Annotated in this window: 11 protein-coding genes; 5 read left to right on the top strand and 6 right to left on the bottom strand. The window is 70.0% G+C overall.

Annotated elements, in window-relative coordinates; genetic code table 11:
• Window positions 1–36: 36 nt before the first annotated feature.
• Window positions 37–435: a hypothetical protein gene (locus tag ACN28C_RS13370; protein ID WP_422773788.1), complete on the top strand. Its 399-nt coding sequence runs from the start codon at window positions 37–39 to the stop codon at window positions 433–435.
• Window positions 432–962 (top strand): DUF6036 family nucleotidyltransferase, encoded by a 531-nt coding sequence (locus ACN28C_RS13375; RefSeq protein ID WP_422773789.1) that lies wholly within the window; start codon window positions 432–434, stop codon window positions 960–962. Before ACN28C_RS13370 ends, ACN28C_RS13375 begins: the two co-directional genes overlap by 4 nt.
• A 211-nt stretch (window positions 963–1173) precedes the next feature.
• Here the strand turns inward: ACN28C_RS13375 and ACN28C_RS13380 are convergent, their stop codons facing one another.
• A complete protein-coding gene (locus ACN28C_RS13380; protein ID WP_422773790.1) occupies window positions 1174–4221 on the bottom strand; it encodes an AfsR/SARP family transcriptional regulator in 3048 nt (1015 codons plus the stop codon).
• Window positions 4222–4457: 236 nt separating this feature from the next.
• On the opposite strand from ACN28C_RS13380, the gene ACN28C_RS13385 reads away from it, so the two are divergent.
• Complete coding sequence (locus ACN28C_RS13385; protein ID WP_421494590.1) at window positions 4458–4592, top strand: hypothetical protein; 135 nt, start codon at window positions 4458–4460, stop codon at window positions 4590–4592.
• Between the two features lie 83 nt (window positions 4593–4675).
• Window positions 4676–5992, top strand: a complete 1317-nt coding sequence (locus ACN28C_RS13390) for a YcaO-like family protein (protein ID WP_422773791.1) — start codon at window positions 4676–4678, stop codon at window positions 5990–5992.
• 330 nt (window positions 5993–6322) lie between these two features.
• Here ACN28C_RS13390 and ACN28C_RS13395 read toward each other — a convergent pair whose 3' ends face one another.
• The 4 genes from ACN28C_RS13395 to ACN28C_RS13410 all read right to left on the bottom strand — a co-directional run bounded on the left by ACN28C_RS13395 (window position 6323) and on the right by ACN28C_RS13410 (window position 13618).
• On the bottom strand, window positions 6323–7438 hold the full coding sequence (locus tag ACN28C_RS13395) for a MerR family transcriptional regulator (RefSeq protein ID WP_422773792.1): 1116 nt from the start codon (window positions 7436–7438) through the stop codon (window positions 6323–6325).
• A 189-nt stretch (window positions 7439–7627) separates the two neighbouring features.
• A complete protein-coding gene (locus ACN28C_RS13400) occupies window positions 7628–9343 on the bottom strand; it encodes an ABC transporter ATP-binding protein (protein ID WP_422773793.1) in 1716 nt (571 codons plus the stop codon).
• A complete protein-coding gene (locus ACN28C_RS13405; RefSeq protein ID WP_422773794.1) occupies window positions 9340–11055 on the bottom strand; it encodes an ABC transporter ATP-binding protein in 1716 nt (571 codons plus the stop codon). The genes ACN28C_RS13400 and ACN28C_RS13405 overlap by 4 nt, the downstream gene beginning before the upstream one ends.
• Before the next feature lie 718 nt (window positions 11056–11773).
• Complete coding sequence (locus ACN28C_RS13410) at window positions 11774–13618, bottom strand: transketolase (RefSeq protein WP_422773795.1); 1845 nt, start codon at window positions 13616–13618, stop codon at window positions 11774–11776.
• Between the two features lie 958 nt (window positions 13619–14576).
• Here ACN28C_RS13410 and ACN28C_RS13415 point away from each other — a divergent pair.
• A complete protein-coding gene (locus tag ACN28C_RS13415) occupies window positions 14577–16499 on the top strand; it encodes an amidohydrolase (protein ID WP_422773796.1) in 1923 nt (640 codons plus the stop codon).
• A gap of 84 nt (window positions 16500–16583) precedes the next feature.
• Here the strand turns inward: ACN28C_RS13415 and ACN28C_RS13420 are convergent, their stop codons facing one another.
• The gene (locus ACN28C_RS13420; protein ID WP_422773797.1) at window positions 16584–17714 is read right to left on the bottom strand and encodes a hypothetical protein; all 1131 of its coding nucleotides are present in this window, start codon (window positions 17712–17714) and stop codon (window positions 16584–16586) included.
• Window positions 17715–17732 lie beyond the last annotated feature (18 nt).

A 17732-nucleotide genomic window follows, 5' to 3' on the forward strand; every position in this document is an offset into this window, starting at 1 on the left:
CGTGATCCCGGTCCGGGGTGTACTACCGTCATGGGCGTGGACGATCGCGAGGCTGTGCCGGGGTACGAGCCGCTCACCTTGTGGCGTCTTGGTGCTCTGATCACCGACTCGGACGAGACACGGCGGTGGCGACTGATCGCTGAGTTCCTCGAAGAGCACCGCTGGGAACCGGTCGAGACGCGGAGCACCCTGCTGGACGAGGAGCCGGCGGCGACCGGTGATGAGCACTGGGATGTGTTCCTCGCGGCGCTGGCAGAACATCTCGCGGCCAAGGACGGGCGGGGTGCGCCGGCGTGGGTGGAGACGAGATCGCTACGGCGGCTGTGGTTTCCGTTCAATACTCGGGCAGCGCGGGTCGATGCGTTGGTGCATGCGCCGGCGGCATTTCGGCGCCGTGGTGTGTATGTCGCGGCCCAGGAATTGAACGTCGCGTGAGTGCCGACGACCCGCTGTTGGACCGGGCGGCGATCGAGGATGCATTCCGTCGGTTGGGCGATCGGCTGGCCCGGCGTGGCGTGGTCGCGGATCTCTACGTCTTTGGCGGCGCGGCGATGGCCTTGGCATACGACGCACGCCGGGCGACCCGTGACATTGACGCGGTGTTCCAGCCACACGGCGTCGTGCTGGACGAGGCCCACGCGGTCGCCGACGAACTCGGGTTGCCGCGCTGGTGGCTCAACGAGCAAGCGAGCGCGTACGTCGCGCCCGGCGGTGACGCGGCGGCACCTCGCGTTTTCGATCATCCAGGGCTGCGGGTGTCGGCCGCGTCTCCCGAGCACTTGCTGGCGATGAAGGTGCTCGCCGCGCGGCGCCGTGATGCCGAGGACATCCGGTTCCTGGTCGAGCACCTCCGGCTGACCGGTCCCGATGAGGTGCTGGCGCTGTGTGCCGAGATCTTCCCCGAGGAGGAGGTCCCGGGTCGGGCTCGTCTGGTACTCGATGACGTGTTTGGCGATCAGTGATCTTCTCATCGACCACCTCTCGGTGCCCGTGACCTGCTCGAACACAACGGTAGAAGATCACCAGCGATGGTGGCGGGGTGGTTCGCATGGTGGTACCTCCGGCCCACCACGCTTTGCCAGCCGACAAACCGGTTGTGCAGCCATCCGGGGGGTACGTGCGCAGATCCTCGGCTGCCCCCAGCCGGCACCGAACCGAGAAGGTGTAGTCCCGCTAGCCGGGACGCCGGGCGAGCTGCCGTCCGGTCTCGGCTGCCTCCGGCAGGCCGAGCCCGGTGAAGAGGTCGTGGGCCAGGATGAGCTGTTCAAGGGATTCGTGGTCGGCGCCGAGCGCGTGCAGCACCCGCGAGAGCACCGCGTAGGCGTATGCCTGATCTCGCTGGTCACCGAGCCGCTCGCACTGACCGGCCGCCTGCCGCGCATGCAGGAGAGCGGGTTCCAGCGCGCCGGTTTCTCGCAAGGCGTCCGCCAGCCGGTAGCGTGCCCTCGCCTCACACACGTGCAGACCGGCCGACAGACACAGATCGAGGCACCGGCCGAACCATGACACGGCGTCCTCGTACCTCTGCTGGTCGAACGCCGCGAGCCCGATGACGTACCACGTGTACGCGGTCGCGCCGTCGTCCGACAGATCGTCGAACGAGTGCAGGGCTTTCCGGCAGGCGGCCTCCGCATCGGCAGGCCGTCCGCGGTAGACCTCGGCCAGTGCTGCGTTGGCGATCGACATGAACTCACCGGTGCGGTGGCGAAGCCGACGGGCCAGCCTGATCGCCTCCTCGAAGTGGGTGACGGCGCTGTCGTAGTCGCCGAGATGCAGCGCCAGCAGACCCAGGTCGTTCAGTGCCTGCCGCAGGATGGCGACGTCGTCGTGCGCGGCGCACAGGCGGGCGGCGGTCCTGATCTCGTGCTCGGACTCTTGGAGGCGTACCGCCGCTATCGCCAGGTTGCCGCGTAGGAAGTGCGCGCGCCCGGCCACCTTCCCATCGCCGCTGCGGTCCGCCGCAGAGCACAACACGGACAACAGTTCGATCGTCGGTTCCGCGCGCGGATCGGGCCCGAACGGTGACACCGCAATCATCAGATCCACCGAGCGACGAAGGAGGTCCACCCCACCGGTCGCCATCTGCCCGACCAGCGCCACGATGTTCGGCAGTTCCGCGGCCGCCCAGCGCCGGGCGCTCGCAAGGCTGTCGAAAGGCTGTCCAGCGGGCCCGCCCGCGGACAGGGTCATGGCGACCGGGTCGCCTGGAACGGCCCGCTGGAACGCGTTGACCGCGGTGCTGAGAAGGGCGTCGAGCAGCCTCCCCCGGGAGGCGGCGATCTCCCCGGCCGCCCCAGCGATGTCCTGGGCGAGGGCGAACGACCGCACGAGGGGATGCAGGTGGTAGCGCCCGACGGTGGCCGACTCGAGCAACGCCAGGTCGACCAGTTCCTCCAGCAGGTCTTCGCTGTCCGGCTCGGGCCGGCCCAGTATGCGCGCCGCGATGGGCAGCGCGAAGTCCGGCATATCGGTGACGGCCAACAGGACCATTGCGCGCTGCTGCTCCGGTGTGAGCTGCCGCCAGCTGGCCAGGAAGGTCGCGTTCACGTCGAGATCACCGGCCCGCAACGTGCCCAGCCGGCGCCCGCCGGTGAACCGGTCGCGAAGCGTGCCGATCGACCAGCCCGGCCGGGCGGCCAGCCGTGCGGCCACGATGCGGACCGCGAGCGGCAGCAATCCGCAGGCCACCACGAGTTCCCGTGCCGTCTCGTGCTCGGCGGCCACCCGGTCGTGGCCGATCACCCGGCTCAGGAGCTCAAGCGCCTCGGTCTCGTCGAACACTTCGAGATCGGCGTGTACGGCGCCGTTCAGGCCGGCCAGCCGGGATCGTGAGGTGACCAGGACGCCGCAGGTCGCGGCGCCCGGCAGCAGCGGGGTGATCTGTGCGAGGCTGTGCACGTCGTCCAGCACGACGAGCAGCCGGCGGTCGTGCGTCACCGAGCGGAACAACGCCGACCTGCTTTCCTGGCAGTCCGGGACGGACTCCACCCCGAGCGCCATGAGGAAGCCGGCCAGGACGTCCTGCGGCGATGTCGGCATGGCATCACCGCCCCTCAGTTCCGCGTACAACTGACCGTCCGGGTAGTGTGCGCCAAGTCGGTGAGCGACGTGCCGTGCCAGGGTCGTCTTGCCGAGGCCGCCCATCCCGGCCACGGCCACGATCGGCAACGAGCCGCGGTCGGGCAGGCTTAGCGCATTGGTGATGAGACGGGCCACCGCCTCGCGACCGGTGAAGTCCGCCGTGGTGGCCGGGACCTGGGCCGGCCGCGGCGGTGGCTTCTCGCTCCGCAGCGGCTCCTCGCTCCGCGGTGGCCTCTCGCTCCGCAGCGGCTTCTCGTTCCGCCGTGGCTCCTCGCTCCGTGGTGGCTCCTCGCTCCGTGGTGGCTCCTCGCTCCGCAGCGGCTTCTCGCTCCGCGACGGCGGGGCGGTGGGCCCCTCGCTAGCCAGGAGCCGCCGGTGGGCGTCGGCAAGCTCGGCGCTGGGTTCCAGCCCCAGCCGGTCCACGATCCTGCGGCGAGCGGCCGGGAACACCGCAGCGGCCTCCCCCTGCCGGCCACTGGCTTGCAGCGCCCGGATCAACAGCACGAAAAGGCTTTCCCGCAGCGGGTTCTCGTCGCTGAGAGTGCGCAACTCGGGCACACACCAGGCGGCGCGGCCGAGATCGATGTCCAACGCCAGACGCGCCTCCAGCAGGTCCAGGTGCAGCTCACTGAGCCTGCGACGGTGCCGTTCCGCGAACGGGCCGGGGACCCCGGCCAGCGGCTCGCCCTTGAAGAGGGCAAGCGCCTCGGCCAGCATTGCGCGGGCACTTCCCGGATCGCCGACCCGGCGGGCGCGGCGCGCCAGCGCCTCGGCGCGCCGCACATCGACGGCGTCCTCGGGAATTTCCAGGCGGTAACCGTCACCGACGGTCGTCAGGAGCCGGTGCTCGGCACCGTCGTTCTCCAGCACCCTGCGCCAGCGCCAGGCGTACGTACGGAGGATTTTCGTCGCCGTGACCGGCGGGTCGTCGCCCCACAGCGCTTCCATCAGACCGGCCGCACTCACACCCTGGCCAGGCCGCAGGAGAAGGGCGACGAGCAGGGCCTGTTGCTGCGGACTTCCCATGTCGAGATCAACGGAGCCCCGGCGGCCGCGCACGACGCCGAGCAGGTTGAAACGAAGGGAGTCCACGTCAATCGCAGACAATCGCGTTGGCGCGTCCTGCGGATCGACCCTCATGTCGCCATTCTGGCAAACCGGAGTGGCCAGCGGACGCGGCCGTTCGTGAACCCTTGCGCCCGTCGCTTCGTAGACAGAGCACATCGGTAGGGCCACACGAGTACGACCATCGGGGTGCGGATGAGGTGAATGGAACAACAGCGGTGCCTGACTGCGGATATATCAGTCGTGCATCCGGTGTCTATCGGCGTGCACGAAGCTCAGACCAAGGCTCCGATCGATGATGGAGGAAGCGCATGGGACTGCACGACGCGATCTACCGGGCACAGAAGGACCAGCCTGAACTCGCCGAGACCGAGCAGCGGATCCTCGACGAACTGGCCGAGCGTGACCAGGACTCCGAGGTGGCGGCGGTCGAGACCGCCTCCTGAGTCGACGTCACTGGGCCGGGCGGCTCGTCCGCCCGGCCCTACCGGGTCCCGCAGTGTCGGTGCGTTCAGTCGGAGGTGGAGCGATGTCGAGAACGGATCTTGCGGCCGGCTCGTTGGTCCAGGACGGTGAGCGGGCGCTGAGCCTGTCCGAGGCCTACCTGCGGGGTATGGCGGCGGTGGCGGAGCTCGATCTTCGGGTGGACTGCACGGCGGTGCTCGACGGTGACGCCGCCGTGTGGACTGCGACGTTGTGGCGTGGCGACGACCCGGTACCCAGCGGGCTGGGACTCGGCAAGGGAGGTTCGGCGGCGGCGCGGGTCGGCGCGATCTTCGAGGCGCTGGAGCACCACCTCAGTGGGCTGCGGGGCCTCGCGGACGGCGGGACAACGCTGCGCCCCGCGGGTGAGATCTCCCGCAACGTGACGCTCAGGCAGGACGTGGCGCTCGGCCTACTCGGGAGTTTGCCCGACGGGCCTATGGGGTGCCTTCCCTTCCGGGCGGTGACCAGCGGCGTCGAGGTCGACGTGCCGCTGTTCCTGTCCGTGCCGGACTACCTCGACGAGGAGGCCGACCCGCTGCGGAAGAGTCTCGGGGACCACTACGACTACACCGGTGTGAGCCGCTATTCCTGCAACAACGGCTGGGCGGCGGGCACCGACCCGGTCGAGGCGGCGGTCCACGCGCTCAACGAGACCATCGAGCGGGATGCGCTCTCCCTCCTGCTGATCGACCAGTTCCTGGGGCGGCGGAGATCCCCGCTTGTCCTCATCGAGGCGGGCACGTTGCCGGACGACCTCGCAGCCCTGGTGTCGGTGGCGGAGACCATCCTCGGTCAGCGGCTGCATCTGATCGACATGACCAGCGACCTGGGCGTGCCGGCGATCTTGGCCTACTCTCCCGCGCGGAACGGCGAACCTGCCCGGGTCCGTGGCTGCGGCGCCTCGCTCTCCCGCCACTATGCGATCGCCCGTGCGGTGAGCGAGCTGGTCCAGGTCTACCTGGCGTCCTCGCTCGGGAACATCCACTCCGCGTTCGCCGCCATGACGCCCGTCCGGCACGACTGGACGAAGCCGTACCCCGCGCTCCATGCCTGTTACCGAGGCGACTTCAGCAGCCGGCTCGCCGACGCCACCCTGGTTCCGTACCGGGACACGGAAGCGCCGGACACCGCCGCCGGCCATTATGACGAGCTCATCGACGTCCTCTTCAGACGCGGCCTCACGCCGTTGCAGCGTGACCACTACGTCACCGGCAACCTGGCCGTGGTCAACATCTTCGTCCCCGGCCTGGAGAGGTTCATGCTCGTCACCGACGGACAGGTGGTGGTGCCGGGAGAGCGAGGCATGGCGGTCAAGAACAACGGAATACGACGGGATCCAGAAACGATGCCAGGTGGTTGAAGTTGATCATGGAGTTGGGCTGGGCTGGGCCGATCGCGGGTCCTGGCTTCGGATGCGTGATAGATCGGTAAGACCGAGAATCGGCGGCCAGGGCTTCGCATCCGTAGTTTCTGCCGCCGAATTTGCCGAGGGTGCGCAAGTCGTGTAACTGAACTCGGGTGAACCCGAGTGGTAAGACGCAGGTCTGCCGGTTCACAGGAAAGGCGAACCGTCTTTTGTTTCAGGTTTCTACTGTGATTCCGCGAGCCCTGCTGAATAGCCTCACCCGCATTATCGGTGTGGTCGCCTGACCGGTGAGGTGTGTATGAATACCTGGCACGGCCGATCGGTTCAGGCCACGAGCAGGCGGAGGCCAAGCTCCGCCGTGTCGAGGGCGACGAGGTCCCGGTTGCGCGCGGCCCACCGTCCCGAGGAGAGGTCTTCGCGAAGGGCACTGACCGCCCGTTGCTCAGCCTGCGGCCCGACTCTGGTCCATACCGAGACCGCGCGGCGTACATGTTCCTCCAGGTACGCTTCCGGCCGGCGCCAGTGTGCCTCGAAGAAGCCGTCAGCGCAGTCCCAGGGGACGAGGACCGGCTCCGCGCGTCCTCCGATCGCGCGGGTCAGGTCTGCCAGGGACGGCCAGCCGACGAGGAGGTCGGCGAACTCGGGCAGGTAGTCGCGGGTGAGCCAGAACCGCTGACGCCAGCCGGTGTCGTCGGCGTCGTAGGTGAACACCACCACGCGGCGGGCCACGCGCCGCATCTCACGCAGCCCGGCGATCGGATCCGGCCAGTGATGGACGGTGCTGACCGCCATCGCGGCGTCGAAGGACTGGTCCTCGAACGGCAGGCTCGCCGCGGCGGCAGCCACGCACGGCGCCGCGCCAGGGGGACGCTGCGCCCGCATGACCGCCGACGGTTCCACCGCCGTCACATCGCGGTCGGGGGGCTCGTAGGAGCCGGTGCCCGCCCCGACGTTCAGCACCGTCCGTGCGTCCCCCAGCGCATCCCAGATGCGAGCGGCGATTCGCGGCTCCGTGCGCCGCGTCGCCGGGTAGGCGGATCCGATGGCGTCGTACAACTGTGCGCCGAACACTCTCAGTTGCTCCTCCGGCGTCGTCCGGATTCCCATGGCTCGTGCCTCCAATTCCCTGTCCAGGGCCGTCACCATGGCGGCAGCGCGGTCGCGTTGGTCCATCAGCAGGCCGCGCAGCCGGCACAGGTGCGCGACCGCGTCGGTAGCCGGATCGTCGACCAGTTCCGCGATCTCCCGCAGTCCGAAGCCGAGCCGCCGGTAGGCGAGCACCTCGCGGAGTCGCTCCACGTCTTCCGCCGAGTAGGCCCGATGCCCGGCCGCGGTCCTCGTGGAGGGCTTCAGGAGGCCGATCTCGTCATAGTGATGCAGGGTGCGGACGCTGACACCGGCCAACTCCGCCACTCGCCCCACGGTCATGTGCTCCTCCACGTCACCGACTATGTGGCATGACGCCGCGTGAGGAGCAACATGCGGCCGTCATTGAGCGCGGCGGCTGGCTCAGCCACGCGTCGGCCTGCCTGGAATCGCTGCCCCTGGCTCCCCGCGGGCGTACCTCACGGAGCTGCGGCTGGCATGCGTCGGCCAGGTGAGTGTGCCGACGCCCGGCGACGCACCCACTCACACAGCGGCGACCGATGGCAGAGAAACAGCCCAGAAGTCGGCGTAGCGGCCACCGCGATCCAGTAGCTCCTCGTGGCTGCCGTCCTCGACGATTTTGCCGTTGTCGACGAAGACGACGCGGTCGGCGCGTGGGACCGTCCGCATCCGGTGTGCGACCATCACCACCGTCCGGCCCGCCGCCAGGCGTTGGATGCCGTCGTGGACGGCCGCCTCGTGCGCCGGGTCGAGCGCCGAGGTCACCTCGTCGAGCAGCACGATCGGCGCGTTCTTCAGCAGCGCCCGCGCGATCGAGACCCGCTGGCGCTCACCGCCGGAGAGCGACGTACCGCCTTCTCCGACGTTGGTGGCCCACCCGCCCGGCAGCCGCTCGACGACCTCGTCCAGCCGTGCGGCTGTCGCCGCCGTCCGCACCTCGGCCTCGCTGGCCTCGGGGCGACCAAGCCGGACGTTCTCCTCGATGGTGCCGTCGAAGAGGTAGACGTCCTGGAAGACGATGGCGATCTGTGCCATCAGCACACCGGGGTCGACGTCGCGCACGTCGACACCGCCCACGCGTACGGCGCCCGCCTCCACGTCGTAGAACCGGGCGAGCAGGTGAAGCAGGGTGCTCTTGCCCGCGCCGGACGGACCGACGACGGCCAGCCGCTGTCCCTGCGGCACCGACAGGGACACGCCGTCGAACACCACGCGGTCGACGTGGCGAAAGGTGACCGCGTCGAACTCGAGGTCGAACCGCTGCGGTCGGACGGGCCGGACCGGCTCGGGAAGCGGCTCGGTGCGCAACAGCTTGTCGAGCCGGTCCAACTCGGCTCGGGCACTGCGGAGCTTGCCGCCGACGTTCGACAGCGACAGCAGCGGGTCAGCGCTGCGGGCAGCGAGCACCAGAATGGTCAGGACCTCCGCGACCCCGACGTCGCCGCCGAGCGCGAGGTAGGTGCCCAGGACCAGCAAGGCGGTGAAGGTCGCCTGCACGACGAGCGTGAGGCCCACCGCGCCCGGCAGCACCGACATCGTCTGGCGGCGGGAAGCCCGCTCGACGCCCTGGAGCGCGTCGTCGAGCAGATGGAACCGCTCCGTGCTGCGACCGCCCGCTCGCAGCACCGGCTGCGCCTGCAGGTACTCGATGACCCGGGCGCTGGCCTCGTTGCCGCGCTCGGCGTCGTCTGCGTCGTTGGCGGCCGTCAACCGAGCGGTCCAGACCTGGATGACCACCACAATCGGCGCCGCGACGAGCGCGGCCAGCCCCATCTGCCAGTGGAACACCGCCACCACGACCACGATCGTCAACGGGGTCACGCAGGCGGAGACGAACGGCCCGAGCAGGTGTGCCGATACGCCCATCGCCGCGAGCAGGCCGCGGCTGGCCATGACGGAGACCTCGCCGACCCGGGCGGCGGTGTACCAGCCGATGGGCAATCGGGCGAGGTGCGCACCGAGGCCGTGGTACATGCCACGTAGCATCGTTGTCCCGACGCGCATGCCGGACAGGTCGCTGGTGTAGCGCAGTACGGCGTAGACCGCGACGGAGACCGTGAACGCGATCAGCCACGGCCAGGCGTCCGACGGCGTGTTCCCGAGCAGCGCCCGCAGCACGGGCACCAGCAGCGCGTAGAGCAGGCCCTCGAGCACAGCGGTCGTGGTCATCAGGGCGATGGTGTGGCGCATCGGCCTGGCGTACTCGTCGCCGAGCACACGCAGTAGCATCTTGATCATCGGGAGAGATCTCCTTCCGGTGCACCACGGCGGATCTCGCCAGCATCGGCGACCGCCGCCTGCTGGGCCCGCCAGAACGCGGCGAACTTCCCGTCCCGGGCGAGCAGGTCGGTCGGCCTGCCGCGCTCGACGACCGTCCCGTCCTCGATCATCACGACGGTGTCGGCGTCGGCGATGGTCTCCAGGCGGTGGGCGATGACCAGGACGGTTCGGCCGCGGAGCATCGCCAGGGTCTGACGCACCGCCCGGTCGGTCGGCGGGTCGGCGAAGGCGGTCGCCTCGTCGAGTACCAGGACGGGCGTGTCTGCCGCCAGGGCGCGCGCGATCCCGATGCGCTGTGCCTCGCCGCCGGAGAGTCTGACCTCCTCGCCGATCACGGTCTCGTAGCCGCGGGGCAGTTCGAGGATGCGGTCGTGGATGTGCGCCAGCCGGGCGGCGCGCGTCACGTGGTCGGGATCCACGCGCGGAACCGCCAGCGCGATGTTGTCCGCGACGGACGCGCGCAGCAGGCGGACGTCCTGGAGGACGAAGGAGACCCTGCGGTAGAGCTCCCTGCTGTCGATGTCGCGCAGGTCGACGCCGCCGAGGCATACCGAACCGTCGACGGGGTCGAAGAACCGTGGCAGCAGTTGCGCCAGAGTGGATTTTCCGCTGCCGGACGGCCCGACGAGGGCGGTGACTGTGTCCGGCTCGAGCACCAGGTCGATCCCGCGCAGCACCTCGGGGCCGTCGTCGTAGCCGAACCGGACGCCGCGAAGCTCCACCCGGTTGTCCCGGGGAGTGGCCGGGCGTGCAGGCTCCGGCAGCGCATCCACCTCGAGAACCTCGCGGATGCGGCCGACGGCCCGGCCGGCAGCCTGCATGTCGTCGAAGCCGTGGCCGAGCGCCGCCACGGGGGCGGTCAGACCCAACCCGAGCAGCAGGAAGGGCAGCAGGTCGGCCGGTGCCATGCCGCCGGACGTGATCCGCACCGTGCCGCCGACCAGCACCACCAGCAGCACGAACGGCGGTGACAGCGCCAACTGCATCCCGGCGGCAACTGCGGAGACGCCGCGGACCCACCGGGTGAAGATGTCGACGAAGTCGTCGGCGGCAGTGAGGAACGTGCGGTGGGCGCGCCCGGCACCGCCGAACGCCTTGACCACGCTGATGCCCTGCACGAACTCGACGACGGAGCTGGCGAGCCGGCCCATTGCCGCGTCGAAGTCCTGCTGCTCGCGCATGCGCGCCGGGGTCATCAGCAGCGGAACGTGTGCGATGGCCAGCACCACGGGGAGCAGGGTGATCAGCGTGAGCCGCCAGTCCACCGTCAACAGGTAGACCAGCGACACCAGCGGCACGACGAACGCGGAGGCAAGCTCGCCGGGAGCGTGTGCGATGAACGGGTGCACGGCGCTGACGTCCTCGCCGACCACCTTCGCCAGTTCGCCGCTGCGGCGGCGGGAGAGCCAGCCGATAGGCGCCCGTCCGAGGCCGCGCGCCAGCTCTCGACGCAGCGAGAGCTGGACCCTGCCGTCGAGGTAGTGGCCGAGCCCCGACGACGCGGCGGTGAGGACCAGCCGGACGAAGAGGCCGGCCGCCCCCAGGATCACGACGGTCCAGACGTGGTCCGGGTCGACCGGGCCGGGCGACAGGAGGGCGCGACCCAGCTCGACGACCGCGAGCAGCGGTGCCAGACCCGCTACAGCGCCGGCGACCTGCAGGAGCACCACGGCCGCGAGACTCGGAACATGTGGACCCAGCAACCGTGCCGGGCCTCGTCTCGCGGTGGGGTCGATATTCGGTGGTGGTACGGACTGCCGGCTCGTCTGGTCAAGGTCGGTGGAGGTCAACTCTCTGCCTTTCGTGTCCGCACCTCTCTGCCTTTCGTGTCCGCACCGGCGACACTCGATCGTCGGTGGTCGCGCACGAAGGCGAGGATCTCGCGGCGCGCGGGCCCGACGGCCGGTACCAGGCCGGGAGTGTCGAGGCAGGCGTGGAGCTCATGTCGTCCTCGACCCGGGGATGCGCCATGCCATCGGCTGTCTCCTACCGTTTCGTGCCAAGCGGCCCGAGGATCACTGCGCGCTCGCAGGTCACCGACTGCAAGCCTCGCCGGCGCTTCGTCGCGTGTCTTGGACAAATGTTCCGCTGCGGTGGTCAGCGCCAAGCGACGATTTCCGCGTGGTCGAGATCCGGGAAGAGTTCGCCGAGATCCGGGAAGAGTTCGCCGAGATCCGAGAAGAGTCGCCGAGATCCGGGAAGACAGGTCACGGTCCACCGTGGGCGCGATGGATCGGCATGGTTCGTGCACCGGCGGGAGCTTGAGGGGTACGGCTGGTCGCCGTGGACGTCTGCAGGGTGAGTGTCGAGCGCGGTGTCGTCCCCGGCCCGTACGAGACGGGGCCGGCAGGTCGTCGACCTGCCGGCCCCGTACGGACTTGGTTGGTGTCAGCCCTGCGGCGCCAGCTCCTGAACCGCCGCCGCGATGCTCTCCGGCGAGATGCCCGCCGCCCCGAAGAGGGCGACCGACGTGCCGGAGCCGGGAAGCTCCTGCACGGCCAGGTGGCGTACCCGGGTGGAGACGTCCTGGCGGGCGAGCGACTCCAGGACCGCCGAGCCGAGGCCGCCCTCGGGGTAGTGGTCCTCGACCACCACGAGACCGGCCGGGGTGCGCTCCGCGCTCCGGGCCAGCGCCGCGTCGTCGATGGGCTTGATCGAGTACGCGTCGAGCACGCTCACCTGCACACCCTGCGCGGCCAGCGTCTCGGCCGCCTGGAGTGCGAGATGCACGGTGACACCTGCGGCGATCACGGTCACCACGTCGTCGTCGGAGGAGCGGACCAGCCGGGAACCACCGATCGGGAACTCGTCGTCCGCACCGTAGATGACCGGGTAGGCGCCTCGGGTGGCGCGCAGGTAGCTCACTCCCTCGCGGTCGGCGAGCGCGGCGGTCAGCTTCGCCGTCGAGGTCGCGTCGGAGGGGTAGAGGACCGTGGAACCGCGCACGGCCCGCATCGCGGCGAGGTCCTCAAGGGCCATCTGGGACGGACCGTCCTCGCCGATCTCGACGCCGGCGTGGGTGCCGCAGAGCCGGATGTTGACGCCGGAGACGCCGGCCATCCGGACGAAGTCGTAGGCCCGGGAGAGGAAGGCCGCGAAGGTCGCCGCGTAGGGGACCAGCCCGGCGACGTCCATGCCGACGCAGGTCGCCACCATCTGCTGCTCGGCGATGTAGGTCTGGAAGAACCGGTCGCCGTGCTTGGCGGCGAACTGGAGCGTGTAGGTGGAGTTGCCCACCTCGGCGTCGGCGACCACCACGTTGTCGTCCGAGCCGAGTGCCACCAGCGTGTCGCCGAACGCCTTCCGCACCGCCACCTTCGCGCCCAGCTCGTACTGCGGAAGCGTGTAGCTCTGCGGCTTGCGCTCCGGCCGGTCGTCGGCGCTCTCCGGCAGCAACGGGGTGAAGCGCAGGTCGGTGACGCCGCCGAGTTGCTCGATCACCTGATCGGCGATTTCCGCCGGCAGCGGCTTGCCGTGCCAGTTGTCGGCGTTCTCGACCTCGCCGTACCCGTGGCCCTTCTTGGTGCGGGCGAGGATCACCACCGGCCCGTCGGACTCGGCCGCAGTGGTGTAGGCGCGGTCGACCTCCGCCACGTCGTGCCCGTCCACCACGATGGCGGTGCAGCCGAACGCCTCCACCCGGCGCACGTACCGGTCCATGTCCCACTGCAACTCGGTGGGGCCGACCTGGCCGAGGCGGTTGATGTCGGCGACGACGGTCAGGTTGCCGAGCTGGAACCGGGCCGCCGTGTCCAGTGCCTCCCAGACGGAGCCCTCGGCCAGCTCGCTGTCGCCGCAGAGCACCCAGACCCGGTACGACTCGCCGGTGACCCGGGCGGCCTGCGCCACGCCGACGCCGATCGGCAGGCCCTGGCCCAGTGAGCCGGTCGCCACGTCCACCCACGGCAGCTCGGGGGTCGGGTGACCCTGCAGGGCGGAGCCGGCCCGCCGGTATTTCGTCATGAGGTCGTCGTCGCTGACCACTCCGGCGGCCTTGAAGACCGAGTAGAGCAGCGGCGAGGCGTGCCCCTTCGAGAAGATCAGGTGATCGTTCCCGACTCGCTGTGGGCGTGACCAGTCGTACCGCAGGTGTCTGGTCACGAGGACGCTGAGGAGTTCGGCCGCCGAGGCGCTCGAGGTCGGGTGCCCCGAACCCGCCGACGACGTCATCCGGACGCTGTCGACCTGGAACTGCCTCGCCAGTGCCACTGCGTGATCGAGATTTGAAGTCACGTTTGCAGCATAGCGGTCCGGTTTTCCGCCCCCCAACGCTCCAGGAAAGTCACCGGATGTCCGAGTCCGTCATTAATTGACAGGAAGCGATGTGTGGGATTTCCTGGTCTGTCCCATCCGGCACGGGTCGGCGAGCGCCGATCGACCGAGGCGGCACGCCCGGTCGGGTGACGGCCTGCGCGGCCGGTCGGGTGGCCTGCCGGTCCCGGGCCGGCGTCGTCCCGCCGGGCCGTCCGCACGGCGGCGTGGCGGCGCGCTCTGCCGCCGCCTCGGCACCTCGGTGGGTGCGCGATTGTGCCGGTCCGGAGTCTTGACATCGCGTGGTGAGCGGAACATTGTGATCTTAGCCGTCCGTGTGGCGGACGATCGTCCGTCAGTGGAGCGGCTAGCGGCTCGGCTTCCGGAGGACTGCCATGGCGTCGTCAATCACGAAGCGCTCCTTCCCGCCGGCTTCCCTGTCTGACGTCTGCGTCGGCGGCACTCCACGTACCCCTGCGGTCTGATTCGACTGACGGACGACCGTCCGCTGTCGGCATCGCCTCCAGACCGGGCACCGATCTCTCTCCCACCCACCCCCACCCCCACCCCCACCCCCACCCCCACAGCTGCTCTGCCGACCGACTCGTCCGCACCGCCGTCGAGACGGTGCCCGTCCCGTCCCCGGCCTGTCCCGTCGCCGGTCCCTCCGGCGGCCGGGCTTCATGGTTCGTGCCGGCGGGCCGGGACCGCGCGGCCGAACTGGTCCCCGGCGTCGTCGACTGCCATGGCCGGACCGTGCCGGTCTGGCGCGGCGGTCCCGACTGCTGACACGGCGCGACGTCAAGGGCACCGTGCGGAGGCGTACTCCGCCTGTGCGGACGTGTGCCGGGACATCCTCCCGACCCCGGGAGGACACCCTCCCGACCCGGGCCAGGGCGCACGGACGGTAAGCAGCGACCACCTGATCCAGGAGCATTCAATGGCAGACACATCCGAGCACGGCAACGAGAGCAGACACGGCATCGGGAACGAGCACGGCAACGAGAGCAGACACGGCATCGGGAACGAGCGCGAGCGATCCGGATCGGCGCTGTCCCGCCGTGGGCTGATCGTCACGGGCGGCACTCTGGCCGCGGCGGCCGCGATGGGCGGCCCGCCGGCGCTGGCGTCCGCCCGCCCGGCCCCGCACCGGCCCGACGACGGCCGGGACGACCTGCTCCTCGTCAACGGCAGGATCCACACCATGGACGACCGCAACTCCGTCGTCTCCGCGGTCCGGATCAGCGGCGGGCGTTTCACGTCGCTCGGCCGGGACGCCGAGCGCGGCGGCGCGGCGAGAAGGATCGACCTGCGTGGACGTACGGTCGTACCCGGGCTCGTCGAGAGCCACAGCCACTTCGTCAGCCTGGCGAACCGGCCCGGCTACCACGTCGCCGAGTGGGAACTCGCGAAGAACGTTGCAGAGGTGCTCGGGTACCTCGCGGCGCGCCGCCGCGACGTGCCACCGGGGCAGTTCATCACGGCGATGGGGGCCGGCACGCCACGCATGTTCGCCGAGCAGCGACTGCCGACCCTCGCCGAGCTCGACTCGGCGGTATCCGACCGGCCGGTCCTCGTCTACCAGAGCGGCTTCGGCCCGGCCCGGGTCAACACGCTCGGAAAGCAGTTCTTCGAATCGATCACCGACCTCCCGGTCACCGTCGGCGTGGACGGGACGATCGCCACCGGCAATCCGAACATGGCGAACCGGGCCCTCTACCACCTGCGGATCCGGCAGACCTTTGAGGACAAGCAGCGCAGCGCGCTGGACGCCATGGCGTACTCGGCGAGCGTCGGAGTCACCGCGATCCTGGACCAGACCCTCGTCGCATCCGCGACCGGGACGCTGGATCCGTCCTCGCTCGATCCGCAGCCGACGCACGGGCTGCCCACCCTGGACCACTACCGGATGTACGACGGCTGGCTGGCGTTGCACGCCGACGGGCTCGCGTTCGTGCGGTTGCAGATCAACTTCCTGCACAACCAGGGCTTCATTCCGGAACTCGGCGGCCTGGAGCGGCAGTTGCCCGAGCTGCGGGAGCGGCTGAAGAACCAGTTTCCGTTCTTCGGCGACGAGATGCTGCGCACCGGTGGCATCGGCGAGTGGGCTGCCCCGTTCGCCCAGCCGACGAACGCGGACGGCTATGCGGTCTGGTGGGAGGCGCAACGGCTCGTCGCGCGGGCGCGCTGGCGCAACGAGAACGCCCAGGGCGGCAGCCCGACGAACACCGCCGCCATCGAGCAGGTCGTCGCGGCGTACGAGCAGATGGAGGCGGAGTTCGGCATCAAGGAACTGCGCTGGGGTCTCCAGCACGCCGACCACGCCACGCCCGACCAGCTCGCCAGGCTCAAGGCACTGAACTGTGGCGTCTCCGTCTCGGGCTTCCGCTGGCTGGGCGGCACACCCCGCAGCGACGGGCTCCCGGTCGGGCCGCTCTTCAAGCAGATCCTCGACAGCGGCGTCCGGATGGGTTTGCACGCCGACGGTGTACACATCGCCCCGCACAACCCGTGGTTCTCGCTGCACTACGCGACCACCGGGCGTAACCTGCTCGGCGAGCAGATCAATCCAGGCCAGCAGATCAGCCGGCAGCAGGCGCTGCGCGCCCACACCCGGGGCAACGCGTGGTATCTCAACCGGGAGCACGACCTCGGCTCGATCGAGCGGGACAAGCTAGCCGACCTGGTCGTCCTCGACCGGGACTACTTCAGGGTCAGCGACGCGGCGATGCGCGACATCCGGCCGATCATGACCATCGTGGATGGTGACATCGTGCACGACACCGGCGAGCTGCGCGGTCGCCGGGACTGGGGACACGACCACGACCACTGCTACGACCACCGGGCGGTCGTGCGTCGCTGAGGGCAGCGTCCCGGTGCGATGTGCCGTGGCGCGGCACGTCGCACCGGGACCGAAGAGCGATTCCGCTACGTGGGCGTGGAGCGGTCAGTGCCGGCCCGTGACCAGTACGCCCGTGAGCCGGTCGTACCGGTAGACCCGGGCGTACGACTCGGCCGGATTCTGCAGGCCCCTGACGCGTACCGTCAGCACACCGTGCCGGACCCGGTCTCTGGTCGTGATGCGCAACCAGGGCCTGCCGTCGCGCAGCGCGGTGACCTCCTCCACCAGGTCGCCGTTGCGTCCGGCCGCAATCGCGTAGCCCGGGCCGGCAGCCGGCTGGATGTCGATGCCGCCGTCTTCGCGAAGCGTGAACGTCAGCACGAGGTCGCCGCGGCCACCGTTCGCGTCTCCGACGAAGTCGTAGAGCGGGGCGGGCTCGCCGACGTAGTACTTCAGGCGCCCCAGTCCGGTGACGTCCATGCCGTTGTAGAAATTGCGCCCCGCCGCGTCGAGCCAGAAGTGCGGATTGTGCGTCGGCGAGTTGAAGTCGGGGCCGGAGTTGTAGGAAATGTGCCAGTGCGGCGGATTGTCGGCGTGCAGGGTGTTGTTGGTTTCAAATCCCATCAGGACGAACCGGTGCCCCTTGGCGGCGGCGATCTCGACCATGCCGGAATCCCGGCAGATCGCGTGTGCCGCCACGAGTTGGTGGATCACCGACGTGACGGCGCCGCCCGGCCACGGCACCGTCGTCCACGGCCCGGCGGCGCGGTCGGGGTCGTTGTGTTCGATCCGGTAGTTCATGCCCGGGGAGACGTCGGGAAAGCTCCAGACCTGGAGCGTCGGCTGGTTTGCGCCGGCCGTCGGCTGTGTCATGGGCAGCGCGAACGTGAAACTGTGCCGGTCGCCACGATCGCGCCGTATCGCCAGACGAAGGTCCTGGTGGACGACCGCCTCGACCGGCGTGTCCGGCCACCGGACCCTCACCTCGATGCCTGCGGCGTTCCGCGGGCCACGCACGAACGTGTAGTACTCGGCGCGGGAGGCGACGGAGTAGGTGGCGCCGGGCACGATCTCGTAGCCGGCGGGCAGCGTGATCTCGGGCTGGCCGGGCACGCCGGGAAGACGACGTACGATGCGAAAGGCGCCGTAGGTCAGCTCCTCCGCGCGGGCGACGCCCGGCATCGCCATGGCCAGACCGGCGGCCGGGACGGTTGCGAGCAGAGTTCGTCTGGTCAAGGATCCGCTCATCATGAG

Origin of the sequence: Plantactinospora sp. WMMC1484 (genome assembly GCF_049315195.1) — a bacterium.
Taxonomy (GTDB): domain Bacteria; phylum Actinomycetota; class Actinomycetes; order Mycobacteriales; family Micromonosporaceae; genus Plantactinospora.

Bases quoted from the DNA above. Each gene is read 5' to 3' on its own strand.
- ACN28C_RS13390 (WP_422773791.1), top strand. From the start codon at position 4,676: ATGTCGAGAACGGATCTTGCGGCCGGCTCGTTGGTCCAGGACGGTGAG.
- ACN28C_RS13380 (WP_422773790.1), bottom strand. From the start codon at position 4,221: ATGAGGGTCGATCCGCAGGACGCGCCAACGCGATTGTCTGCGATTGAC.
- ACN28C_RS13400 (WP_422773793.1), bottom strand. From the start codon at position 9,343: ATGATCAAGATGCTACTGCGTGTGCTCGGCGACGAGTACGCCAGGCCG.
- ACN28C_RS13385 (WP_421494590.1), top strand. From the start codon at position 4,458: ATGGGACTGCACGACGCGATCTACCGGGCACAGAAGGACCAGCCTGAA.
- ACN28C_RS13415 (WP_422773796.1), top strand. From the start codon at position 14,577: ATGGCAGACACATCCGAGCACGGCAACGAGAGCAGACACGGCATCGGG.